At 70.5% G+C, this 22,428-nt stretch carries 19 protein-coding genes; 9 read left to right on the top strand and 10 right to left on the bottom strand.

Annotated features, from left to right (window positions below; all coding sequences use genetic code 11):
* Window positions 1-108: 108 nt before the first annotated feature.
* From M8J74_RS44400 to M8J74_RS03700, 3 genes are all read left to right on the top strand, one after another.
* The gene (locus M8J74_RS44400) at window positions 109-237 is read left to right on the top strand and encodes a hypothetical protein (protein ID WP_283947740.1); all 129 of its coding nucleotides are present in this window, start codon (window positions 109-111) and stop codon (window positions 235-237) included.
* Window positions 238-253: 16 nt separating this feature from the next.
* Window positions 254-1,018 (top strand): bestrophin-like domain, encoded by a 765-nt coding sequence (locus M8J74_RS03705; RefSeq protein ID WP_249835038.1) that lies wholly within the window; start codon window positions 254-256, stop codon window positions 1,016-1,018.
* 200 nt (window positions 1,019-1,218) lie between these two features.
* A complete protein-coding gene (locus M8J74_RS03700; protein ID WP_249835037.1) occupies window positions 1,219-1,761 on the top strand; it encodes a hypothetical protein in 543 nt (180 codons plus the stop codon).
* Between the two features lie 115 nt (window positions 1,762-1,876).
* On the opposite strand, the gene M8J74_RS03695 is transcribed toward M8J74_RS03700, so the two are convergent.
* Window positions 1,877-2,371 carry a hypothetical protein gene (locus tag M8J74_RS03695; RefSeq protein WP_249835036.1) on the bottom strand — a complete coding sequence of 165 codons (495 nt, stop codon included), beginning with the start codon at window positions 2,369-2,371 and terminating at the stop codon, window positions 1,877-1,879.
* A gap of 333 nt (window positions 2,372-2,704) precedes the next feature.
* On the opposite strand from M8J74_RS03695, the gene M8J74_RS03690 reads away from it, so the two are divergent.
* Window positions 2,705-3,361: a class F sortase gene (locus tag M8J74_RS03690; protein WP_249835035.1), complete on the top strand. Its 657-nt coding sequence runs from the start codon at window positions 2,705-2,707 to the stop codon at window positions 3,359-3,361.
* Window positions 3,362-3,391: 30 nt separating this feature from the next.
* On the opposite strand, the gene M8J74_RS03685 is transcribed toward M8J74_RS03690, so the two are convergent.
* Together M8J74_RS03685 and lysX are read right to left on the bottom strand one after the other, a co-directional pair.
* On the bottom strand, window positions 3,392-4,231 hold the full coding sequence (locus M8J74_RS03685) for a polysaccharide deacetylase family protein (protein WP_249835034.1): 840 nt from the start codon (window positions 4,229-4,231) through the stop codon (window positions 3,392-3,394).
* A 95-nt stretch (window positions 4,232-4,326) separates the two neighbouring features.
* Window positions 4,327-7,608 (bottom strand): bifunctional lysylphosphatidylglycerol synthetase/lysine--tRNA ligase LysX, encoded by a 3,282-nt coding sequence (lysX, locus tag M8J74_RS03680; protein WP_249835033.1) that lies wholly within the window; start codon window positions 7,606-7,608, stop codon window positions 4,327-4,329.
* Between the two features lie 88 nt (window positions 7,609-7,696).
* Between lysX and M8J74_RS03675 the strand changes: the two genes are divergently transcribed.
* Window positions 7,697-8,158 (top strand): universal stress protein, encoded by a 462-nt coding sequence (locus M8J74_RS03675; protein ID WP_249835032.1) that lies wholly within the window; start codon window positions 7,697-7,699, stop codon window positions 8,156-8,158.
* Between the two features lie 13 nt (window positions 8,159-8,171).
* Here the strand turns inward: M8J74_RS03675 and M8J74_RS03670 are convergent, their stop codons facing one another.
* Entirely contained in the window at window positions 8,172-8,990 is an 819-nt protein-coding gene (locus tag M8J74_RS03670; RefSeq protein ID WP_249835031.1) for an alpha/beta fold hydrolase, read from the bottom strand.
* A 72-nt stretch (window positions 8,991-9,062) separates the two neighbouring features.
* On the opposite strand from M8J74_RS03670, the gene M8J74_RS03665 reads away from it, so the two are divergent.
* Window positions 9,063-9,542: a MarR family winged helix-turn-helix transcriptional regulator gene (locus M8J74_RS03665; RefSeq protein ID WP_249835030.1), complete on the top strand. Its 480-nt coding sequence runs from the start codon at window positions 9,063-9,065 to the stop codon at window positions 9,540-9,542.
* Between the two features lie 9 nt (window positions 9,543-9,551).
* Here M8J74_RS03665 and M8J74_RS03660 read toward each other — a convergent pair whose 3' ends face one another.
* On the bottom strand, window positions 9,552-10,703 hold the full coding sequence (locus M8J74_RS03660; RefSeq protein ID WP_249835029.1) for a CapA family protein: 1,152 nt from the start codon (window positions 10,701-10,703) through the stop codon (window positions 9,552-9,554).
* A gap of 232 nt (window positions 10,704-10,935) precedes the next feature.
* Here M8J74_RS03660 and M8J74_RS03655 point away from each other — a divergent pair, with 232 nt between their 5' ends.
* The 3 genes from M8J74_RS03655 (at window position 10,936) to M8J74_RS03645 (ending at window position 12,971) form a co-directional block, all read left to right on the top strand.
* Complete coding sequence (locus tag M8J74_RS03655) at window positions 10,936-11,481, top strand: sigma-70 family RNA polymerase sigma factor (protein ID WP_058921633.1); 546 nt, start codon at window positions 10,936-10,938, stop codon at window positions 11,479-11,481.
* 173 nt (window positions 11,482-11,654) lie between these two features.
* Entirely contained in the window at window positions 11,655-12,167 is a 513-nt protein-coding gene (locus tag M8J74_RS03650) for a hypothetical protein (protein WP_249835028.1), read from the top strand.
* Window positions 12,168-12,317: 150 nt separating this feature from the next.
* Window positions 12,318-12,971: a zf-HC2 domain-containing protein gene (locus tag M8J74_RS03645; RefSeq protein ID WP_249835027.1), complete on the top strand. Its 654-nt coding sequence runs from the start codon at window positions 12,318-12,320 to the stop codon at window positions 12,969-12,971.
* Between the two features lie 367 nt (window positions 12,972-13,338).
* Here the strand turns inward: M8J74_RS03645 and M8J74_RS03640 are convergent, their stop codons facing one another.
* The 5 genes from M8J74_RS03640 to M8J74_RS03620 form a co-directional block, all read right to left on the bottom strand.
* A complete protein-coding gene (locus M8J74_RS03640; RefSeq protein ID WP_249835026.1) occupies window positions 13,339-14,430 on the bottom strand; it encodes a T6SS phospholipase effector Tle1-like catalytic domain-containing protein in 1,092 nt (363 codons plus the stop codon).
* Window positions 14,431-14,446: 16 nt separating this feature from the next.
* Complete coding sequence (locus M8J74_RS03635) at window positions 14,447-17,491, bottom strand: CHAT domain-containing protein (protein ID WP_249835025.1); 3,045 nt, start codon at window positions 17,489-17,491, stop codon at window positions 14,447-14,449.
* A 554-nt stretch (window positions 17,492-18,045) separates the two neighbouring features.
* Window positions 18,046-19,137, bottom strand: a complete 1,092-nt coding sequence (locus M8J74_RS03630; protein ID WP_249835024.1) for a ComEC/Rec2 family competence protein — start codon at window positions 19,135-19,137, stop codon at window positions 18,046-18,048.
* 215 nt (window positions 19,138-19,352) lie between these two features.
* Entirely contained in the window at window positions 19,353-20,216 is an 864-nt protein-coding gene (locus M8J74_RS03625) for an Fpg/Nei family DNA glycosylase (RefSeq protein WP_249835023.1), read from the bottom strand.
* 49 nt (window positions 20,217-20,265) lie between these two features.
* Window positions 20,266-22,332, bottom strand: coding sequence for a SpoIIE family protein phosphatase (locus M8J74_RS03620; protein WP_249835022.1), 2,067 nt, complete (start codon window positions 22,330-22,332; stop codon window positions 20,266-20,268).
* Window positions 22,333-22,428: the final 96 nt, after the last annotated feature.

The raw sequence follows: 22,428 nt of genomic DNA, 5'->3' as shown, positions 1-22,428 counted from the left end.
GCCCCACCGCCACCGCCACCTCCACCACCTCCACCACCTCCGGCCCCCGCCCCACCCCCGCCTCCGAAGCCGTCACCCGAGCCGGCACCGCGCCCGTCGGCCGCCCCCGTGAGCTATCCGCGCTACCGGGCGCCCGCGCCGCACACGCTCCGCCACGACGGTCCCTCACCGCTGACCTTCGTCCTGCTCATCACCGCGCCCGCCGCGATCGCCGTCGCCGCACTGCGCCCCCGCTGACTCCTGGAGGCACCTCTTGCCGGATTGGCTTGTTCTCACCCTCGCGATGCTGGCCGCGTGCGTCGTGGTGGTCCTCATCACGGTCGTACGCCACAAGGCCGCGCCCGAGGACGAGGACCCCAGCGAGACCCCGGACGTCATCGAGTACATGACCATGTGGATCGGCGTGGTGTACGCCATCGTCCTGGGCCTCGCCATCGCCGGGGTGTGGGAGGGCCGCAGCGCCGCCCAGGACCACGTGCAGACGGAGGCGGTCGCGCTGCACGAGATCTCGGAGCGGGTGCGGGTCTATCCGCCCGACGTGCGCGACCGCATCCGGGAGGATGTCAACGCCTATGTCGGACAGGTCGTCACCACCGAGTGGAAGACGATGGCCGACCACGCGAGGACGACCGCGCGCGGCGACGAGCTCTTCGACCGCGTCCGCCACGACGTCACCGACTACCAGCCGGCGAACGACTTCGAGGCCCAGGCCTACCAGCCGCTGCTCGACCAGGTGACCACGGCCGCGCAGGCCCGCAGCGCCCGCGCGGACTCGCTCGGGGCGATCATGCCGGGCGTGGTGTGGTTCGGGCTGCTGAGCGGGGCCGTGATCACCATCGGCATGGTCTTCGCACTCCAGATCCGGCGCACCGCGCGCGAGCTGGTCCTCGCCGGGCTGTTCTCCGCCCTGATCGCCTTTCTGCTCTTCCTCATCTGGGACTTCGACGCGCCCTACAGCCGGGGCATCACGGCGTCCGCGGCCCCCTTCCTCCATCTCTTCCCGCACCTGAACGCCTGACAGCCGCTCACCCGACGGGCCATCCGGAAACAGGGCACCACGCCGTGCGTGTCCCCTGGGTGGCCCAGCGTTGTGCCCCATTCGCGCGACTGAGATCGCGCAAGCGCACACATGTTCCTAGCGTTTCGGTCATCGAGGTGCATTTATGGCGCAAGCGGAAAAGGTCCGCAGCTGCTCCTCGGGGACCCGGAGGATTCACCATGCGCGCGATACGCGTCGCTTCGGCCGCACTGCTGGGCCTCGGCGCCCTCACCTTCTCCGCACCGCCCGCCGTCGCGAGCGACGGCGGCAACGTCACGCCGTTCGGCTTCAGCGTCCTGCCCACGACCATCGCGGCGGGCGGCCGGATCACCTTCCGGCTCGACCGGGACAACGGCGGCTGCAAGGGGTCGGTGACCGTCTCCTCGGCCGTCTTCGACACCGTCACGATCCCGCGCGGACGCTCGTCCGGGACGGCGACGGTGGATGTGACCGCCAAGGCCATGGCGGTGTATCAGGTGACGTTCGCCTGCGACGGGATGAGCGGGTCGACGGATCTGACCATCGCGGGCGGCCGGCCGGCGGGCCCCACGCCACTGCCGGTCACGCCGGCCAACCCCGACCGGGGTGTGCGGGCGGGCGAGGGCGGCAGCATCGCCGGGTTCGACCTCCGGGAGATCGGTCTCGGCGCGGCGCTGATCGCCGGATCGGTCGGGGCGGCCTACCACTTCTCCCGGCGCCGCGGCGGCGAGGACGGCGCCTGACCGGGACCTCGCGCGCATGCCCCCGCCCCGGATCCTGGCCGAGGATCCGGGGCGGGGGCCGTTCGACGTGCGAGGTGTGCGGTCCGTGCGATCCGCGCTCCGAAGGGGGAGGAGCTCAGATCCGCCTCTCCGACCGGCGGCGCATCAGGAACAAGCCGCCGCCGATGACGGCCGCCGCGACCAGTCCGCCGCCGATGGCCATGTCGGTCGGGGTGGCCCCGGTGGAGGAGCTGCCGCCGAGGCCGCCGCGGACACCGCCGATCACGGTGTAGGCGGTGGGATTGGTCAGGGTCTGGCTGCCGCAGGTCACCGTGATGCTGTGCGAACCGGTGCGGGCGTTGGTGTTGACCGTCGCGGTGCCCCTCGACGTGTTGCTGTTCGCGACCCGGTTCAGCGTCGTGGACGAGAACGCGTCGGAGGTCGCCACGGCCAGCCCCGGGCAGCCGTCGACGGTGATGGTCAGCTGCCCGCCGCGGGCGATGACGCTGGGCAGGGCGACGAGGTTGCTCAGGGTGATGGGCATGCCGTCGCGTGCGACGGCCGTCGGGGCGGCGAGCCCGAGGGTGGCGACCACGGCGGCCGAGGCCGCCAGGGCACGAGTGGTACGCATGTGATCCTCCGCGGAAGACGCCCCGGGTCCCGTCCCCGGTCGATCGGCGAGAAAGCGCCTCCCGCTACGACCCTCAGTTGCCGTGCGGCGGCCCGCATTTCGGCGCTGGTCCGTCCTGGTGAGAGGACACGCCGGACGACAACCGCACAATCGGATATCTCCGCAGGTCACGGACCGTCAGAAAATTCCTGGGAGCGGCAACTCGGATGGCGCACCGGCAACATGCGGGGCCACCCGTTCGGCTTGTGCCCCGTCGCCGGTCGCGTGCGCGGGACTTAGCGTTCTCGTATGCGCGAATGACGTGGCGACGGCCGCGTCGAGAGGGGAAGTCGAATGTCTGCGTTCGAGCTGGCCGAAGAAGAGGAGCAGCCCAAGAAGCGCGCTCCTTGGGGCGTGATAGCGCTTGTTCTGCTGACCGGCCTCGCGCTCATTCGGAACGGGTCGGGAGAATTCGACGTCGGTCCGCCGCAGCCCGCCTCGGCGGCCGCGGCGGACAGCCGGGTCCCCGGCACCTCGGCCAAGGTCCAGGCGTTGCCGTACGCCGTGCCCGACCGGGTCAGGATTCCCACGATCCGGGTCGACGCGCCGGTCATGCCGGTGGGCCTGGACTCGGACGGCTGGGTCGGCGCGCCCCCGCCGGAGGACCCGAATCTGGCGGGCTGGTTCACCGGCGCGGTGTCGCCCGGGGAGAAGGGGACAGCGGTCGTCGTCGGTCACGTGGACAACAAGTCGGGCCCCGCCGTCTTCTACGGACTCGGGGCGCTGAAGAAGGGAAATCGCATCGAGGTCGCCCGCAAGGACGGAAAGACGGCCGTGTTCGAGATCTACGGCATCGAGGTCTTCGCGAAGAACAATTTCCCCGGCGACCGTGTCTACGGTTCCAAGGGGGAGCCGGAATTGCGGGTCATCACCTGCGGCGGCGGTTTTTCGAAGCAGCACGGTTACGACGGCAATGTCGTCGTCTTCGCCCGCCTGGCCGAGGTCCGCTGAGCGATCCCCGGCCGGGCGGGCGCGGCTCCGTCAAATGGGGCGGCGCCTGGGCACGGTGAGGTGGTAGCCGGAATCCAGCAGGTGCGGCAGATACCGCTTCAGTGCCCGGACGCTCTGGGAGCGGTCGCCCCCGGCGTCGTGCGAGAGCACCACGACGCCGGGGGCGGCGCCGTCCTCGACGTGGTCGACGATCACGCTGGTGCCTGGTGTGGTCCAGTCCTCGGTGTCGATCGTCCAGGCCATGGGCTCCATGCCCAGTTCGGCCTCGATCTGGAAGACGGAGCGGTTCCACGCCCCGTACGGCGCGCGGAACCACAGCGGACGCTCTCCGTAGGCGTCCTCGATGACCTTGCTGGTGCGCTGCAGCTCCGAGCGGATCTGGCGGCGGGTCATCCGGGTCAGCAGGGGGTGGGACCAGGTGTGGTTGCCGACGACGTGCCCCTCGTCGGCCATCCGGGCCAGCAGGTCCCGGTTCCAGTCGGCCTGCTCCCCGCACACGAAGAACATGGCGCGGACGTCGTGTTCGGCCAGGGTGTCCAGGATGTGCGGGGTGTAGCGGGGGTCGGGGCCGTCGTCGAAGGTCAGCACCATGGTGCGACCGGCCCCGGAGATACGCAGGAACGGCTCGTGGCGGACGGCGGTGCGGGCGGCCGTCCGGTGCGGCGGTCCGTAGCCGGTCAGGGGCTGGAGACGGTAGGCGGAGGGCTTGAGCACGGGACGTGCCTGCGGCCCGGCGGCGGCGGAGGCGGCCGGGCGCGCCGGCTCGTCGCCCGCGCCCAGTGCGAACGCGCCGGCGGTGCCGGCGGCACCCAGGGCGGCGGCGCCGGCGATCAGCATCCGGCGGCGCGTGAGGAACTGATCCTTCTTCATGACTCATCAGTCGCCCGGCGAGGGGCAGACGCCCCGCAGCGACACCGCGGCGGCGGCGGGAATGCACCCGCTCGGCCCAAGCGGAGGGGGCCGGGTCAGCGGCGGCGCACCAGCGGGAAGGGCAGCGTCTCCCGGATCGTGCGGCCGGTGAGGAACATGACCAGCCGGTCCACGCCGATGCCGAGGCCGCCGGTGGGCGGCATCGCGTACTCGAGGGCGTCGAGGAAGTCCTCGTCCAGCTCCATGGCCTCGGGGTCTCCCCCGGCGGCGAGCAGGGACTGGGCGGTCAGGCGGCGGCGCTGCTCGACCGGGTCGGTCAGCTCCGAGTAGGCGGTGCCCAGTTCGGTGCCGAAGGCGACCAGGTCCCAGCGCTCGGCGAGCCGCGGGTCGGCGCGGTGCTGCCGGGTGAGCGGGGAGACGTCGGTGGGGAAGTCCTTGTAGAAGGTGGGCAGCCGGGTCTTCTCCTCCACCAGCCGCTCGTACATCTCCAGGACGACGTCGCCGCGGCCGTCGTCGGAGGTGTGCGGCACGCCCGCCCGGTCGCAGAGCCGCCGCAGCGCGGGCAGGCCCGTGTCCGCGTCGATCTCCTCCCCCAGGGCCTCCGAGATCGCGCCGTGGACCGTCTTGACCGGCCACCTGCCCGAGATGTCGTACTCCTTGCCGTCCTTGCGGGCGACGGGTGTGCCGAACGCGGCGGTGGCGGCGCCCTGGATGAGTTCGCGGGTGAGGTCGAGCATCACGTCGTAGTCGGCGAAGGCCTGGTAGGCCTCCAGCATGGTGAACTCGGGGTTGTGCTTGTAGGAGACGCCCTCGTTGCGGAAGGTGCGGCCCATCTCGAAGACCTTCTCCAGGCCGCCGACGCACAGCCGCTTGAGGTAGAGCTCGGGGGCGATGCGCAGGTACAGGTCGAGGTCGTAGGCGTTGATGTGGGTGGTGAAGGGGCGGGCGTTGGCTCCGCCATGGATCTGCTGGAGCATCGGCGTCTCGACCTCCAGGTAGCCGCGCTCCAGCAGGCCCTGGCGCAGGGCCTGTACGGCGGTGGAGCGGGCGCGGACGATCTCGCGGGCGTCGGGCCCGGAGATCAGGTCGACGTAGCGCATGCGGACCTTGGCCTCGGGGTCGGCCAGGCCCCGGCGTTTGTCGGGCAGGGGGCGCAGGCACTTGCCGGTCAGCTGCCAGGAGGTGACGAAGACGGTGGGTTCGCCCTTGTCGCTGACGCCGGCCTCGCCGGTGGCGGTGATGTGGTCGCCGATGTCGGTGTCGGCGGTGAACCGGTCGAGGGCGGGTCCTGACTCGGCGCGGGTGAGCGCGAGTTGGCGATCACCGGACCAGTCGCGCAGGACGACGAAGACGATGCCGCCGAAGTCGCGGACGAGCATGATCCGGCCGGCGACGGTGACGTGCTCGCCCTCGCGGACGTCCGCGAGGGCGTGGGTGGGGGCGGGGACGCCCACCGGGTAGGGTTCCGTGCCCTCGGCGCGCAGGCGGTCCAGGGTGCGATGCCGGACGCGGACTTGTTCGGGCAGGCCGGCCGACGGGTCGCCGGGCCCGGCCTCGCCCCCTCCGTCGAGGCCGAGCGCCGACAGCGACGGCAGGCCCTCCGTCGTGGCGGGCCTGGTCGCTGTCTTCGAGTGCCCTTTTCCCCAGAGTTTGCGCATCGACGGTACGGAGACGAAGCCTTCGGCGATTCCGGAGGCCAGGCCGATGCGGGCGAGGGCGCCCGCGTCGCCGTAGCAGATGAAGCGCGGGTACCACTGCGGGTGGTACTTGGCGTTGGAGCGGTACAGGGCCTCCAGCTGCCACCAGCGGGAGAAGAACAGCAGCAGTCGCCGCCAGAGCCTGAGGACCGGTCCGGCGCCGATGCGGGCGCCCTCCTCGAAGACCGAGCGGAAGACGGCGAAGTTCAGGGAGATCCGGCGTACGCCCAGCTTGGGGGCCGCGGCGCACAGTTCGGCGACCATGAACTCCATGACGCCGTTGGGCGCGGTGCGGTCACGGCGCATCAGGTCGAGGGAGACGCCGTCGCCGCCCCAGGGGACGAAGGAGAGCAGGGCGAGCAGCCGGCCGTCCGGGCCGAGGGCCTCCACGAGGAGGCAGTCGCCGTCGGCCGGGTCGCCGAGGCGGTCCAGGGCCATGGAGAAGCCGCGTTCGGTCTCGGTGTCGCGCCAGGCGTCGGCCCTGTCGACGATCTCCTCCATCTCCGCGTCGGTGAGAGCGGAGTGGCGGCGGATGCGGCTGGTGGCGCCGGTGCGGCGGACGCGGTGGACGGCCTGCCGGGTCACCCGCATGTCGCGGCCGTCGAGGTCGAAGTCGGCGACGTTCAGGATCGCCTCGTCGCCGAGCTGGAGCGCGCCGAGGCCGGCGCGGGCGTACGCCTTGGCGCCGTCCTCCGAGGCGCCCATCGCCGCCGGCGCCCAGGCGTGCCGGCGGGCCACGTCCTGCCAGGCGGCGATGGCGTGCGGCCATGCCTCGCGGTCGCCGACGGGGTCGCCGCTGGCCAGGCAGACGCCGGCCTCCACGCGGTAGGTGACGGCGGCCTTGCCGCTGGGCGAGAAGACGACGGCCTTGTCGCGGCGGGTCGCGAAGTAGCCGAGGGAGTCGTTCTCGCCGTAGGCGCCGAGCAGGGCGCGGATGCGGGGTTCCTCGTCGCCGTGCAGGGCGGATTGCATGCGCTGGGAGCGGAACAGGGTGGCGGCCGCGTTGAGGAGGGCGAGGGCGCCGAACAGGCCGAGCAGGAAGTGCAGGGCGCGGGGCGGGCGGCCGTCGAAGGAACGGGCGGAGACCAGGCCGCCGCACACCCGGTTGGCGGCCCACAGCAGCCGCTGGCCCCAGGGCAGGGTGCCGGGGAACAGCTCGACCAGTCCCCAGCCGGCGAGGATGCCCAGGGCGAGGCCGGCGACGAGGACACCGACCGCGCGGCGGACGGCGGCCGGGCGCGAGGCGGCGTAGAACTCCCGGCGGGCGACGATCAGCACGACGAGCAGCAGTCCGCAGACGACGAGGGACGGCAGCGCCTCGGCGTACAGGCGGCCGAACAGCACGTCGACGGCGTCGTCGACGACCAGCAGCCCCAGGTACACCACCACCAGCCACCAGGCGACCTTCTTGCGGGCGGCGGTCGCGCCGGCCAGCAGCAGCAGGAAGACGGCGTAGGCGAGGTTGGCGCTGACCGGGACGGTGATCAGGTCGAGGAAGCGGACGACGGGGCGCAGCAGGAGGCGCAGGGGCGGGATGACGGCCAGCAGGGCGCACAGGACGGCGAGGGCGCCGAAGAAGGCCGCGAAGGCCTCGGGCACCTTGCTCGTCGGGCCGGTTCCGGGCTGAGGTGTCGGGCCCGGCGCTTCCCTGCGCGCGGAGGCCTCCGCCGTGGCACTCATGTACCGACTGTAGGAAGGAACGGGCCGTCACGCTTCCCCGAGGTCCCGCGCACGGGGCGGACCTGGGCGTTCCGATAGCCTCACAGCCGTGACGGAACAGCACTCGCACCGGTTCGAGCGGGGTACCGACGGGCCCAAGGTCATCGTCGTCGGCGTGGACGGCTCCGACTCCTCCCTTCGGGCGGCGGCGTACGCCGGGGGTCTGGCCCGGCGTCAGCGGGCGCTGCTCGCCGTCGTCTACGTCCAGCCGGTGATGGCGGCGGGCGCGGCGATGGGGGCGCCGGTGGCGGAGACGACGGACGAGATCGCCGAGGACCTGGTCAAGCAGATCCGCGAGGCCACCGAGCGCACGAAGGGGATATTCGACGTGCGCTGGGAGTTCCACACCTTCCGCGGCGACCCTTACGGCGGTCTGGTGAAGGCAGCGGACGAACTCAAGGCGGACGCGGTGGTGGTGGGCGCCTCGGAGCAGGCGGGCCACCGGATCGTGGGGTCGGTGGCGGTGCGCCTGGTGAAGGCGGGGCGCTGGCCGGTGACAGTGGTGCCGTAGTCCGAGAGGGGATCTACAGGCTGCCCAGGAAGTCCAGCAGGACGGCGTTGAATTCCTCCGGCTTCTCCATGTTCAGGTAGTGGGCGACGCCCTCGATGGTCTCGGCGCGCCCGTCGGGGACGGTCGCGGCCAGCCGCCGGGCGGCGTCGAGGAGTTCGACGGGCTCCAGGGTGCCGTTGACGGCGAGGACGGGGACGTCGATCTTCGGCAGGCGGGACCAGGAGTCGGTCACGCGCACCAGCCAGTCCGTCTCACCGGGCGTGTGCTTCGACATCGTCCGGAAGGCCATCTCCCGCAGCCGGCGCCCGATGTCCGGGTCGACGTCGCCGGCGTCGCGGTGCGGTCCGGGCACGACCCGCAGGAACGCCTCCAGCCACCCCTCCAGATCACCGGCGCCCAGGGTGCGGGCGTACTCGGCCTGGATCCCCCGGGTCCACTCGTCCGTGTACTGCCAGTCGCCGGTCGCGGCGCCGCAGGTGACGACGGCACGGACCAGTTCGGGGTGCTCCAGCACCGTGTCGGTGGCGATCACGCCGCCCATCGAGACGCCGACGACGACGGCGGGACCCGCGTCGAGGTGGCGCAGCAGTGCGGCGAGGTCGTCGGCCCAGCGGAAGGGCCCGGTGGCGTTGGCGGAGGAGCCGTGGCCGCGCGTGTCCGGGGCGATCACGCGGTGGCCGGCGGCCGCGAGGGCGGGGATCTGGTCGTCGAAGACCCGGTGGTCGACGTAGCCGGGGTGCAGCAGGACCACGAGGTCGCCCGCACCGGTGTCGAGATAGGCGAGGTCGCCGTCGGTGGACGTGTAGTAGCTCAGTTCGGAAGCGATCGTCATGACAACCAAGGTGTCATCTTCTGGAGCGTTTGACAATCTGGTTGTCATGATGGTCCGGTGCATGATGTCGGGGTGAACGACGACGACGCCCCACTGCCCCCCGACGAACTCGGTCACCGCGTCTCCGAGGTGTTCGACCTGATCGGCGCGCTCTACCGGCGCGGCCTGCGCAAGATCGAGCAGGGCCAGCAGGTCGAGGGGGTCTCCGTCGGCGTGCGCTCCGTGCTCGCCCTGCTGCGCCGGCACGGGGCGATGACGGTGCCGCAGATGGGCAGGATCATGACCCTGACTCGTCAGTTCGTGCAGCGCATGGTCAACGACGCGGTGGCCGAGGGCTGGGCCGAGGTCACACCCAACCCGGCCCACCAGCGGTCCTCGCTGATCCGGATCACCCCGGAGGGCGAGGCGATGATCGACACGATCCTGGCCCGCGAACACGCTTTGAACCGGCAGGTCGGCGGCGACCTCACCGACGCCGACCTGAGGGCGTGCACGCGCGTGCTGAAGGAGATGCTGAAGACCTTCGACCACGCCGAGCCCGACCCGGACTGACCGACTGACCTACTGCCCCATCACCAGGCCGTCCTTGGCCGCGCCGCGGCTGAGCACGACGTCCCGGATGCGGTCGCGCACCCCCTGCAGGCCGGCGCCCTGGTCGATCGCCCGGTTGAGGTCGACCACCCGTCCGGCGTCGACGTCGAACATCTGCGGGATGAACTCGGCCCTGGTCACCTCCCAGCGTCCGCCGGGGCGGGCGGGCGGGGCGAAAGTGAAGCGGCCGAGGGTGGACTGGTCGCCCCGGGGGTCCTGGACGCCCTGCTGGTTGGTCATCTCGCCGGCGATCTGGTCGCCCATGCCGTAGATCACCCAGGTGCCGTTGACCTTCTCGTAGGCCTGCGGGACGTGGGCGTGGGTGCCGAGGATGAGGTCGATGTCGGGGCGGCCGCCGGTGCGGGAGGCGGTGAGCGTCCGGGCCAGGTCGAGCTGTTGCGCGTCCGGTTCGTCCTGCCACTCCGTGCCCCAGTGCAGGGAGACGACCACCACGTCGGCGCCGGCCTGCCGGGCGGCGCGCGCGTCCGCGACGATCCGACCCGGGTCGATGAGGTTGACGGCCCACGGCTCGCCCGCCGGCATCGGGATGCCGTTGGTGTCGTAGGTGTAGGCGAGGTGGGCGACCTTCGCCGGCCCCGCCTGGAGGATGGTCGCGGTGTGCGCCTCGGCCTCCGTGCGCGCCGAGCCCGCGTGCCGTACGCCCGCGCGGTCGAGGGCGTCGAGGGTGCGGGCGATGCCCGCGGCGCCGTCGTCGAGGCTGTGGTTGGAGGCGGTGGAGCAGCCGTCGTAGCCGGTGGCGGCGAGGCCCTGGGCCACCTCGGGCGGGGACTTGAAGACGGGATAGCCGGTGTAGTCGCCGTTCTCCCCGTAGACGGTCTCCATGTGACACAGCGCCAGATCGGCGCGGGAGACGATGGGCCGGACCCCCGCGAGCATCGGGCGGAAGTCGTAGCGGCTGCCGCCGCCGTCGAAGCGCGCGCGGTCGATGATCGAGGTGTGCGGCAGCACGTCACCGGAGGCGACGAGCGTGAACCCGCGGGCGGGGACCGGGGCGGGCCGCCCCGACCGCGGCGCCGCTTCGTGGTGCTGGGCCTGGCAGGCGGCGCCTCCGGCGAGGACGGCCGTGAGGGCCAGGGCAACCTGCTGTCTGCGTGCAATCATCAGCTCACCCCACTGTAGTCATATTTACTCACAAAAGGTACGAACTGGTCTGCCCCGTCTCCGGCTTCGACCCGCCGATTAGCCCGTCCGGCACGCGGGAGCGGACCCCGCCCCGGTGTGAACGGACCGTCACGGACCGTTCGTCGTACCGTTCGTCGACGCGATCGACCGTCCGTCGCAGATCCCGGCGCGGCCCCTGTCCCGAATCCGCCCCCTGCGATGCCATACGCGCATGACGGCCGGAACCACCCTCACGAACGGGACGACCGCCGAGCACGAGCTCGCCGCACTGCAGCGGGAGCACGGCCGGCCCCTCTTCGCGCTCCTGCTCCGGCTCTGTGACGGCGACCGCCAGCGCGCCGAGGACCTGGTGCAGGAGACCCTCGTGCGCGCCTGGCAGCATCCCGAGGCGCTGCGCGCAGACGACTTCGAGTCCGTACGGCCGTGGCTGATGACCGTGGGACGGCGGCTGGCCATCGACGCACGGCGGGCCCGGCAGGCGCGGCCGGCCGAGGTGGGTGACGCGATCCTGGAGAACTCACGGGTGATCGCCGACCACGCCGAGCGGGCCGCCGCCGCGCTCGACGTACGCGAGGCTGTGAAGACACTCACTCCCGAGCACCGCGAAGTCCTGGTGCTCGTGTACTTCCAGGGGGCGAGTGTGGCGGAAGCCGCCGAAGCCCTCGGAATCCCTGCCGGTACCGTGAAGTCCCGCGCGTACTACGCGCTGCGCGCCCTGCGCCGGGTGCTTCCCGGATATGCGGCCGACCTGCGGTGAAACCAACGGATCAGTCAAACCTCCGTAAAGCGCCTTGCTGAGGACCCCGGTTGAGTAATCGGCTGTCCTCATCCGTGTTCCGGATGGGGCCGTGGCACCGGTTTTCCGGCGCCGCGGCCCCAGGGCCCGGGTGCTCGGGCAGACGCGCACGCACCGGAGGAAGGCAGGAAGGGATGCTGGACAGAGGTCACGAGAGCACGGACGGCACCGGCGGGGAACTGGTCGTCCCCATGGCCTGGTTGTACGCGGAGTACATCGCCGACGAGCTGCTGCGCACGGGCGACCTGATGCCGCCGACGTCCATGGAGTTCCGCGCCGGGCGCGACGCCCTGGCCCTGACCGTCTTCCTGTCGGACACCGACGGCGAACTCTCCGGCATCCGGGTGGTGTCCCAGCTGGAGACCTGGCTGTCCCTGACGGCCTACGACCAGCCGTGGCAGGACTGGGTGCGCGAGCGGATGGCCGACATCGCCGCCGAGGCGGCCGCCGCGGGCGGGCCCGCGCCGGACCTCGAACTCGCGGCCGCGGCCTGGCGCTGGCTGGAGGAGACCGAGTTGCTCGCGCCCGATCTGAACGCCGTTCCCGGCGGAGCCGTAGGGGTCGGGGAGGACGAAGGCCCCAAGGTGTGGACGAAGGCGTGGCAGCTCGGACTGCCCCTCGGCCATCTCGCCATCCACCTTTTCTAGACGTCTTTCGATCCGGACCAATCCGGGGGCCGGGCCGCTCCGAACCTCTTGGTTGCGATTCCTGTGAGCCTTGAGTGATTCGGCGGTCTGGTCCGTACCGGTGGGAGCAAGGAGTAACCCAACCCGCACCCAACGGCACGAGGTTTCGGCATGAGGTCCCAGGAGAGGCATCGCGACGTCGCCGCGTACGCGCTCGGCGTGCTGGACGAGGCGGATGCCTTCCGCTTCGAGGACCACCTCATGGAGTGCGCGCACTGCGCCGCTCACGTGACCGAATTCGGGCCCGTCACCCGGCAGATGATGCTGTACCGCCGGTCGACGCCACGGTTCGTGAGCCCCATGACCCGCCCCGGCCCCCAGCTGCTGGACCGGCTGATGGCCGCGGTGGCCACCCGGCAGCGGGCCACCCGCCGGCGTTTCCTGTACGGCCTGGCCGCCTCGGTCGCCATCGCGGCGGCCGCCCCCGGGATCATGATGCTCGCCGGTGGCGGCGACGGTTCCGTGCGGATGGCGGCGACCGACGCGAAGACCGGCGTGTGGGCCCAGGTGACCACGGCGGACGCGGACATGGGCAGCGCCGTGGAGCTCGAGGTCAAGGACGGCGCCGGTCCGCGGGCCTGCCGTCTGGTGGCCGTCGGCCGCGACGGCTCCGAGCAGATCGTGACCAGCTGGATGGTCCCGGACCACGACGCCCGCCCCATCACGATGAGCGGCAGCACGGCCATGCACACCGCCGAGATCGCCCGCTACGAACTGCGCACGGCGCAGGGCGAGCACCTGGTCACTGTCCAGGCGCGCGGCTGATCAGGAGCCATCTCCACGCCGGTCCCGGATCACGGAGCCTGGTCGAAAAGCGGTCGACGTACGGTGGACGAAGGTGGCCCGCTCGGGTTGCGGATGAGGGCGCTCCACGAGTCTGGCCCAATGACCTCGGTCGGCACATCCGTACCCTCCGCCTGCTCCGCGCGGTTGGGGCGCGACGGCGTCCATGGCTCGTCGTCGTCTCGGACAGCACATCTTGGAGCGGCGTGCCCTGCCCTCGTCGCTTGAGTGCCGAACTGCCACAACCGGTCCGCACACCCCGGATGCGTGCCCGGCATGATCGCCATGCGCCGAGTCATACGTCCCCATACCTTCCGCCGGCACCCCGGTATCCGGACGGGCGGGCTGATCACGGCAGCCGATACGGGCAAGCCGTGCCTGCCGTGGCGTGTATGCGGTCGAAGACGCTGGGATGTATCTGGTCCCCAGGCTGGACGTGACGCCTGTGCCAACCTCCCAGGAACCACCAGCCAGCAGAGTTGGTGTGGATCTTGCCCGTAGCCCGGTCCACCGGGAGTTTCGCGCCATAACGGACCTTGAGCAGTCGGCGGTACTTCTGAGGGTCGACCCGCAGGCCCGCTTGCGCAGCCTCCTCCACCATCCAGGCAAAGGCGATGTCCGACAGGTCGTGATCATCATCGAACGTGCCGCCGATGTCGCTGTGGGCGCCAGCGAACCACATTTCTTCGTAACGCCCACCCGAGTCCTTCACAGTCTTCCCGTCGAAACGGTATTCCTTGTAGGCGTGTCGCCGCTCGTCGATCGCCAGGGCCTGCCGTGCGGCGTCCACGTTGACGATCTTCGCGGTGAAGGGCCAACGGACCTGTTCGATCTGCGCTTTCCAGTTCAGCCAGCCGACGGATTTCACCGTGTCCCACACGCCGAGGAAGTGCACCTGGTGGCGCGAGCTGTCGAATGCTTCCGGGAAGGCAGGATTGCCGAACTGACGCGCGAACCGTTCCCGGCGACGGAAGTAGCGGTTCGTTTGCTCCGTCGTCGCCCGGCGCGTGTTGCTGGTTGCGTACAGCTTCACTGCGTAGGGGATGAGATTCTCCGCGCCGGACCGGAGCAGTCCTACCGTGCGCAGCATCCCTGTCAGCGCCTGTGCCGTGTAGGCACCACGGGAGAACCCGAAGACGAAGATCCGGTCGCCGGACCGGTAGTTGTGCACTAGGAACCTATACGCTTCTTCTAGGTTGTCCTTGACTCCGAAACCTCCAATGAGGCCTGCGACACGCGTAGCCTTCTGGCCGAGCGAAGTGACCGCACCACGGGCACCCATGACGCCGACACCCGGGTGGTAGAAAACCAGTTGACGGTGGTTCTTGACAGCCACGTCGAAGATGCGGGACACGTTGGTGGTACCGGTCTCTGGCTCGTTTCTGGTGCCGTCGAGGCACAGCACAAGGTTGCGCACGGAGTCCTGCGACATCTCACCCATGGTCGGCCTCCCGTCGTCATTCCATGAGGATGAATGAAGCCCAGTAGCGTTCCGCGTCGCCGCCCGGAAGCTCTGCGTCGTCACGCAGGGCGGGGTCCAGGACAACGCCGCGACGCCTGCTGCCGTCGGTGTCCGCATCCCCACCGAGAGCGGTGCAGGCGGTTTGTAGTTGTTCGGCGCTCATGTCGTGTACCGCTCGCTGTGCCCGAGCCAAGGCGGCGGCCGGTGACAGTTGCCGAGCCAAGCCGTCGTAGAAGTTCGCCATGAGAACGGGCACGACCCAGTCATCGACCGGCCACAGGGAGACGACACAACGTCGGGCACCACCGCGCAGCAGTGTCCGGGTCAGCCCGATCAGGTCGCCGCCGAGGGTGGCCTGCCCACGCCCGGTGTCGCACCCCGTGAACACGGCGAGACGGATGCCGAACCGCAGACCAGTGAGGTCGGCCACAGTGAGGTCGTCGGCCCCTGCCAGGACCAGAGACGAGGCGAACGGTGACAATTCGTCGAGGTGACTGTGGCTGGATATGTGGAGCAGGTCGCAGTCCGCCAGCAGTCTGAGCACGTCCGCCTCGGTCGCGTCGGTACCCACGAGCACGCGCTCGGCCGGCACGCGCAGTGCCCGCTTGACCGCTTGGGCCTCCAATCCGGCACCAGGCAGCCGAGGCAGTCCCGGATGGGCGCCGTCATCGAACGCGGGGTCGGCCACGACCAGCGGTCGGGCCGGCAGGAACGGCTGGTCGAAATCGCCGCCGGGTTCCCACACACTCACCGCACTCTGCGCGTAAGAGACGATGTGGCTGAGGGCAAGTGGTGTCCCTCCACAGGGCAGCGCGTGGAACGGCACCAGATTCAGTGGGCCGAACGGTACGACCACGAGCCGGGGATGGACGCGCAGCAGATCCTCGAACGGCTCCAGGAGCAGAGAGGTGAGTTCCGTGGCGGGAGCGTATCCCTCCGCGCAGGCAGTGTGAAATTCGCGAACCAGCGCGGTGAGGTGCCGCAGCGGGACCGATTCACGCGTCGGACGGACCATGTCACGGGTCATCGCCCAGGCGAGAAGGTCGTCGCCGACGGCGAGGTACTCCAGAAGCAGCGTTCCCGCGGGCATACGGTGTCGCAGTTGGGCGGCGGTTGGCTGCCGTGGGCGAGCGGCGCGACGGAGGAGGATGCCGCGGTCCTGCGCGTCAACGGCGTGTTCGGCTTGAGCCAGCGCTTCGTCCAGCGTGTCGAGGACGGTGAAGTCTTTCTGCTCCTCTACCGCCGAGGGCCATTCAGCAAGGAGCTGGTGAGCGGCGGCCGCGTACTCAGCCGCGGCGTGCTGCCAGGCTGTACGGGATGCCTGGTCGGCCCTCCCGAGGTCGGCGTCGGAGGAGAGCGACCGAGCGAACTCGGCGGCCTCGAAAGAGGCTTCCGCCTCGGCGGGTGCAGTCGGGCCCTGGCGGGAGAGATAGGTCATCGCGAGAGTGCTGTAGAGGGCGGCCACATCGGGCTGATCGCACGCCTCAAGCCGTTCCGGGTCCCGGAGCAACAGCCGCACGGTGTCTTCAAAGACTGCGATGGCTTCGCCGACCAGTTGCCTGGCCTCAGTGGGTTTGCCACGCGCCAGGTGGAGTTCGGCAAGGCACAGCAAGTCCCGCCAGTCCTGCGCAACGAAACCGTCCGCCTCCCTGCGGGCAAGTGTCGCAAGGGCCTGATCGTAATCCTTCACCCTCACCCACAACGGCAGTTGGAGGTCATCGGGGATCTGCCGTCCGCAGGCGAGCATCGCTGTTCTCGCTTCGTCGAGGCGCTGGTTCGCGATCAATGCCACGGGCAGTAGGTAAGTGTCCACGCCTGGCCCTCTCGCGGCTTCAATCGCTCGGGCGAACCACCGGTCCGCCTCGGCCAAGCGGCCGGTGCGCTGGGCGGCTTCGGCCCTGGCCAGTTGCCCGAGCACCCTTGCGGTGTCGACACTGCGCTGGGCCTGTGCCAGCAGCGAGAGCTGCATGCGGACCATGTCGGCCTGGACGCGGGCGACCTGAGCCGCGAACGAACCGTCGTCCTGCTCCTCGCGCAGACCACTGCGCAAGTCGTCCAGCGTCGTGAAGACCGGCTGCCCCAAGGGTGGCAGAGCCGCACGGAGCCGATCTGCGTCGATGGCCAGTTGCCGTCCCACATGCGCCATCCGTTCCGCAGCCAACAGCGCCGCGGGACCGCGCGACTCATCTCGCAGCGCCGAAAGCAGAACGAAGGATGCTTCGACCTTCTGCGAGAAGCCGAACTCGTCCTGCTGGTCAGCGGTTTCCTCGAAGTACGGCCCGAAAGCCCGCTCAAGACGCAGCAGCGCATTGCAGGCGAGATTGCTGTCGCTGTCGGCCTTGGCCACCGCTGTGATGAGGGTCCGCGTCGGAAGGTCAGGATCCACCGATATCAGGTGCAGTGCGGAAAGGTAGGCGACGCGGGACCGCGGGGTGCTGCGCTGCGCGGCCCAGTGATCCCCGCACCTCTCGAGAAGTCGGCCAAGGCCGACGCACCAGCTGCTGCTGCCCGCAGTCTCCGCCCACGCCACAGTTTCGGCAACCGGCCCGTGCCTGGGGCGGTGCCAGCCACCTCCGAGATCAAGTGCATGGCGGCCCAGTGTGCCGTCGTCGATGTCGGCCACGAGCCGATGCATCATCGCGAGGTGGTAACCCGCCGAGTCGCCGGCGGAGTCGAAGCCGACAACGGCCGCTTCGAGATGGCGGTGCCGGGCTTCCGCGTCCCCTGCGAACCGGGCGAGCAGGGACTTGCGCAACGACAGCGCTGCACGCAGTCGCGGCAGGTCGGTACCTCCGAGCAGGCATTCAGCCTGGTCGTAGAGAGCGGATGCCCGACTCATGTCTGCAGGCTGCAGCGGACTCGGAGCCTGTTGAGGTGCCAGATCCCAGCCGAGTGCCTCGGGAGAACTGCCTGGGGTGGCATACCAGTCTCCCTCTACGAGATACGTCAGGGCCATGCGCCCCGCGTCGCCGAGAACGGCGATCTGGCGACGGGCGTCCGCCAGCAGTTGATCAGCCTGCGGATTCCCGTCGCGTCTCATCAGGTCGGCTCCCGCCAAAGTGGCCCAAGCGGCGAGGGAGGACAAGCCCTGCAGGTTGGCGTACTGCCACAGCGTGTTCAGCTGAGTCCAGGCCGCACCAGCTGCCTGCTGCGCCGTCGCAACGGCACCCGTGCGCAGGCATCCCTCCACGAGTGCGCGGGGAGTGAAAAGTCCGGGGGGCCCGTTGTGGACCACTTGTTCGAGTAGTTCCTCGTCGGCGTCACCGGGACGTGGCTCAACGGACACTCCCCCGGTACTTCCGGCCAACTCGGCGCCGACGTCTCCCGGGTACCAGTTGCGATCGAGCCGGTTGGCCCACTCGGTGAGAGCCGCCGTGACCCGCGGTCGCAGTCGTGAACGCTCCAGCTGTGTCAAGACCCGTTTCGGTTCCCCTGCGGCCAGCGCGGCAAGGCACACCTCGAGTTGTGCCTGCGCGTCGCGAGGTCGGCGGCGGGACCTGCGTTCTGCAGCTACGAGACGCGGGCCAGGAGCGCCTCGCTGCTCCTCCCGGATCAGCAAGTCGAGCACAACGCTGTGGAGGTGGCTGCTGGGCATCATGGCCTCGCCGGGAGTTCGAGCACCGTGCCGACTTTGGGGTCTTCCGGGAAGCGTGCGGTGTAGCCATAACCTGCGCACAACGTCGGATCGGCCCACCTCTCGGTGCGCGATGTCTGATAGTTGAACCACAGCGTCGATCCGGTCGGCGCCGTCAGCACGACGCGGGCCAGGGCTACGTCATCGGGATGGTGAAACGTGTCGCCGTTGGTCGACACGAGGTAGTGCCGCGCGGGCGCGACTTTCAGCATTGCCTCCGACACGTTGCACTTGCTGGCGTGATGGGGCAACTTGAAAGCGTCCACCGGGAGAACGGCGAGCCCACGAGCCGCCGCCACGCCCGTCAGTCCGGCCCCGAGAACGGTGTCGAAGGCATCCGCTGCGAGGACGACGCTGGCTCCGCGATGCTCGACCAGCAGCGCGACGCTGCTGCCGTTGGTGGGCGAGGAGTCCTTGGGCGTGCATTCGGCTGCGAGGGTCGCCAGATCCTCCAGAGGTTCCGGCACATCGGGCATGATCGCGCTGGATCGCCCGCGCCGGGCATCGGCTAGGGAACGCGACCAGACTGTACCGAGAACGGCCAGTCGCTTCGTGGTCGGCGAGAGCACGGTAAGGCACGGGCCGCCCGGAATCGCCACCTCAATGAATCCCGCGGCGCTCCCGGTGTCGATCGGGCCCCCGCCGAATGCCATGTTCCAGGGCAGCACACGGCCGGTTCCCTGGCCTTCGAGTTCCGTGGTGATGCTATCGCCCTGACTCACGCTCCGCACAAGGCCAGGCAGCGGCAGAGGACCAGGCAGATGCGAACGGCCGTTGAACCAGCAGTCGCCGAGGTCATCGGCATATGAGCTGCCGAGGAACGGGATCATGCCGCCGCTGTGATCGCCGTCCACATGTGTCACCACTGCGAGGTCGATGCAGCGCCTGGTCGGGTCCAGCCGTTTCAGCCTCCCTTCCAGGGTCGGCCACGTGTCCGGGGGACCCCCGTCTACAAGCATGCGCCACGGCGCCCTGCCAGGCCGGGCACACTCCACGAGCAGGCAGTCGCCGAGTCTGGCGGGCAACACTTCGACACGGATGGCCCTCGTCATGATCCGACCTCCTCGACGTGCCGGAGTCCGAGAGAGAAAGGGGGAGGCTGGGCTCATCTCCACCCTGGTGGCGCCCACGACTTAACACATGGGCCAATATGTTTCATTAAGGGGTCTTTGATGCCCTTGACAATGTTTCCGAAGACGCTTGGCCGCTCTGGCCCAGATCGCCGATGGTTCTCCTCGCCTCGACTGTGGCGCGTGTATTTGGTCCGCTACTTCAGCAGCCGCGACATCCTCCGGTCCGCGAGCGGCTTGCCGCCCGTCTGGCACGTCGGGCAGTACTGCAGCGAGGAATCGCTGAAGGAGACCTCGCGGATGGTGTCCCCGCAGACCGGGCAGGGCTCGCCGGTGCGGCCGTGGACACGCAGACCGCTCTTCTTCTCCGCCTTCAGCCGGCCCGCCGCCAGCCCGCGGGAGCGCTCGACCGCCTCGGTGAGGGTGGTGCGCAGGGCCTCGTAGAGGCGGGTGGTCTCCTCGGGGGTGAGGGACGCGGCCAGTTTGAACGGGGACATCTTCGCCGCGTGCAGGATCTCGTCGCTGTAGGCGTTGCCCACCCCGGCGATCAGGCCCTGGTCGCGCAGGGCGCCCTTGATCTGCCGCCTCTCGGACTCCAGGAGCGCGGCGAACGCCCGCTCGTCGAAGGTGTCGGCGAGGGGGTCCGGGCCGAGGCGGGCGATGCCCGGGACCTCGTGGGGGTCCTGGACGACGTACACCGCGAGGCGCTTCTGGGTGCCGGCCTCGGTGAGGTCGAAGCCCTCGCCGGTCTCCAGGGCCACGCGCAGGGCGAGGGGGCCCTTGCCGGGGCGGGGCGGGCCGTCGGGCAGCCGGTCCTTCCACTGCAGCCAGCCGGCGCGGGCCAGATGGGTCACGAAGTGCGGGCCGCCGTCGGTCGCGAGGTCGAGGAACTTGCCGTGCCGCCGCACCGCGGTGACCGTACGGCCCTCGACGGCGGAGAGCGGGGGGTCGTAGGTCTTCAGGACGCTGATCGCGACGGGCAGCACCCGCACCATCTCGTGTCCGACCAGGTGCTCGGTCAGGAAGTCCTTGAGCGCTTCGACCTCGGGGAGTTCCGGCATACGTCCAGAGTGCCACCCGGCACCGACAGCGCCAGGCGGGCCGGCCCGGTCACGGCATCAGGAACTCGCACCACACGCACTTGCCGCCGCCGCGCGCCTCCACCCCCCACACGTCCGTGAGCAGGTCGACCAGGAGCAGGCCCCGGCCCGAGACGCCCGAATACCCCGCCTCGCGGCGGCGCGGCAGGGCGCTGGAGGAGTCCTCCACCTCCACGCGCAGCCTCCGCTCGCTGCTCGTGAGCACCCTCAGGGTGAGGATCGCGGAGCCCTCGGTGTGCATGAGCGCGTTGGTGATCAGCTCGTCGGCGACCAGCTCGATCTCGTCGGCACGGTCCTTGGCCCCCCAGGCGCGGACCGCGGCCCGGATCATGTGGCGGGCCTCGGTGAGGGCCTCGGGATCGCCGGGGGCCACGTGCTGCTGGAGCCGGCCGCCGGAGCGGGGGGCGTCCAGGCCGCGGCGGCGCATCAGCAGCAGGGCGACGTCGTCGTCGCCGCCGCGTTCCTCGGCGACGTCGATGAGGCAGTCCGCGAGGTCGCGTACGTCGTTCGGGCCGGCGGCGATGAGGGCGGTCAGGGTCCGCATGCCGTCGTCGAGGTCGGCGCCGGGCTGTTCGACCAGGCCGTCGGTGCACAGCATGAGCGTGTGGCCGGGGTCGAGCTCGATGGTTCCGACGGGGTATTCGAGGCTGCCGAACTCGGCGGACAGGCCGAGCGGCAGACCGCCCGGGACCGAAACGCGGTGGCAGCCGCCGTCCTCGTCGCGGATCAGGGGGTCGATGTGGCCGGCCCGGACCACCTGGACCACTCCGGTGGCGAGGTCGGCCTCGGCGTACAGGCAGGTCGCGAAGCGGTCGGTGTCGAGTTCGTGGAGGAAGACCGAGGCGCGGGCCATGACGGTGGCCGGTGTGTGGCCCTCGGCGGCGTAGGCGCGCAGCACGATCCGCAGCTGGCCCATGACGGCGGCCGCGTGCGTGTCGTGGCCCTGGACGTCGCCGATGACGGCGCCGACCCGGCCGCCGGGCAGCGGGATCAGGTCGTACCAGTCGCCGCCGATGTCCCGGCCGAGGGAGGCCGAGCGGTAGCGCACGGCGACGTCGGCGCCGCGGACGCTGGGGATGGTGCGCGGCAGCATGGCCTGCTGGAGGCCGGTGGCGAGGTCCTTCTCCTGTTCGTAGAAGGTGGCCCGCTGCAGGCTCTGCGCGATGCTGCTGCCCAGGGCGAGCAGGACGTCGCGCTCGTCGGGCGAGAACCCGCGCCGGTCGCTGTAGAGCAGGCCCATGGCGCCGATCGGGCGGGCCTGCACGATCAGCGGGAGGTAGGCGGCCGCGGTGATCTCCAGGTCGGTGATGTGCGGCCACAGGATGGGATAGCCCTCCGCGAACTCCTCGGGGGACTCGATGAAGCGGGGTGTGAGGGTCCGTACGACCTCGCTCATCGGGTAGGGCTCGTCGATCCGGGTGACGAGGGTGCCGGGCACGAAGCTGCCCTCGGGGCCCTCGGCGATCAGCCGGATGCGGCCGGCCTCCACCAGGCCCATGACCATGCTGGTGGCGCCGAGATGGGTGAGGCCCTGGGTGTCCTTGAGGACGTCGATGACGTCCTGCACGGTGCGGGCGTGGGCGAGGGCGGCCGTGGTGAGCTGCACGACGCTGGACTGGTCGCGCCGGGCCTCCTCCTGGGCGGTCCGCTCCTCGTGGGCGGCGAGTTCGGCGAGCTCCTGGGTCGCGTCACGGACGATGCCGATGATGCGGCGCGGGCGGCCGGTCTCGTCGCGCCGGATGTGGCCCTGGGTGTGGGTCCAGCGCAGGCTGCCGTCGCGGCGGCGGATGCGGAAGTAGGCGCCGTAGTTCTCGCTGCCGTCCTTCATGGCCTGGGCGACCAGGGCGTCGAGGCGGTAGGCCTCGGCGGGCGGCACCCGGACGGAGAGGTGCTCGGGGTGGCCGTCGAATTCGTCGGGGCGCACGTCGAAGACCTCGTGGGCCTGGGCGTCCATGTGGAACAGGCCGCTGTCCAGGTCCCAGTCGAAACTGCCCATGCGGTTGAGCGCCAGGATCGGATCCGGGTGGGCGGGCCAGTCGTCCGGGAGTGACAGGGCGCTCGCTCCCCGATCAACCATGGAGCCACCTTGCCAGGGTTTGACCGATTCTTCGACCGGGACGACAGTACACATTCGTCCTGTTTTGCTTCACGACCGTGCCACGATGACCCCACG

The organism is Streptomyces panaciradicis (assembly GCF_023516615.1).
Lineage (GTDB): Bacteria > Actinomycetota > Actinomycetes > Streptomycetales > Streptomycetaceae > Streptomyces > Streptomyces panaciradicis.
The sequence above is the reverse complement of the archived record's forward strand: the minus strand, read 5'-3'. Positions and strand labels throughout refer to the sequence as shown.

Coding starts and splice junctions, on each gene's coding strand:
- M8J74_RS03700 (WP_249835037.1), top strand. CDS start 1,219: ATGCGCGCGATACGCGTCGCTTCGGCCGCACTGCTGGGCCTCGGCGCC.
- M8J74_RS03695 (WP_249835036.1), bottom strand. CDS start 2,371: ATGCGTACCACTCGTGCCCTGGCGGCCTCGGCCGCCGTGGTCGCCACC.
- M8J74_RS03690 (WP_249835035.1), top strand. CDS start 2,705: ATGTCTGCGTTCGAGCTGGCCGAAGAAGAGGAGCAGCCCAAGAAGCGC.
- M8J74_RS03685 (WP_249835034.1), bottom strand. CDS start 4,231: ATGAAGAAGGATCAGTTCCTCACGCGCCGCCGGATGCTGATCGCCGGC.
- lysX (WP_249835033.1), bottom strand. CDS start 7,608: ATGAGTGCCACGGCGGAGGCCTCCGCGCGCAGGGAAGCGCCGGGCCCG.
- M8J74_RS03670 (WP_249835031.1), bottom strand. CDS start 8,990: ATGACGATCGCTTCCGAACTGAGCTACTACACGTCCACCGACGGCGAC.
- M8J74_RS03660 (WP_249835029.1), bottom strand. CDS start 10,703: ATGATTGCACGCAGACAGCAGGTTGCCCTGGCCCTCACGGCCGTCCTC.
- M8J74_RS03655 (WP_058921633.1), top strand. CDS start 10,936: ATGACGGCCGGAACCACCCTCACGAACGGGACGACCGCCGAGCACGAG.
- M8J74_RS03650 (WP_249835028.1), top strand. CDS start 11,655: ATGCTGGACAGAGGTCACGAGAGCACGGACGGCACCGGCGGGGAACTG.
- M8J74_RS03645 (WP_249835027.1), top strand. CDS start 12,318: ATGAGGTCCCAGGAGAGGCATCGCGACGTCGCCGCGTACGCGCTCGGC.
- M8J74_RS03640 (WP_249835026.1), bottom strand. CDS start 14,430: ATGGGTGAGATGTCGCAGGACTCCGTGCGCAACCTTGTGCTGTGCCTC.
- M8J74_RS03635 (WP_249835025.1), bottom strand. CDS start 17,491: ATGAGACGCGACGGGAATCCGCAGGCTGATCAACTGCTGGCGGACGCC.
- M8J74_RS03630 (WP_249835024.1), bottom strand. CDS start 19,137: ATGACGAGGGCCATCCGTGTCGAAGTGTTGCCCGCCAGACTCGGCGAC.
- M8J74_RS03625 (WP_249835023.1), bottom strand. CDS start 20,216: ATGCCGGAACTCCCCGAGGTCGAAGCGCTCAAGGACTTCCTGACCGAG.
- M8J74_RS03620 (WP_249835022.1), bottom strand. CDS start 22,332: ATGGTTGATCGGGGAGCGAGCGCCCTGTCACTCCCGGACGACTGGCCC.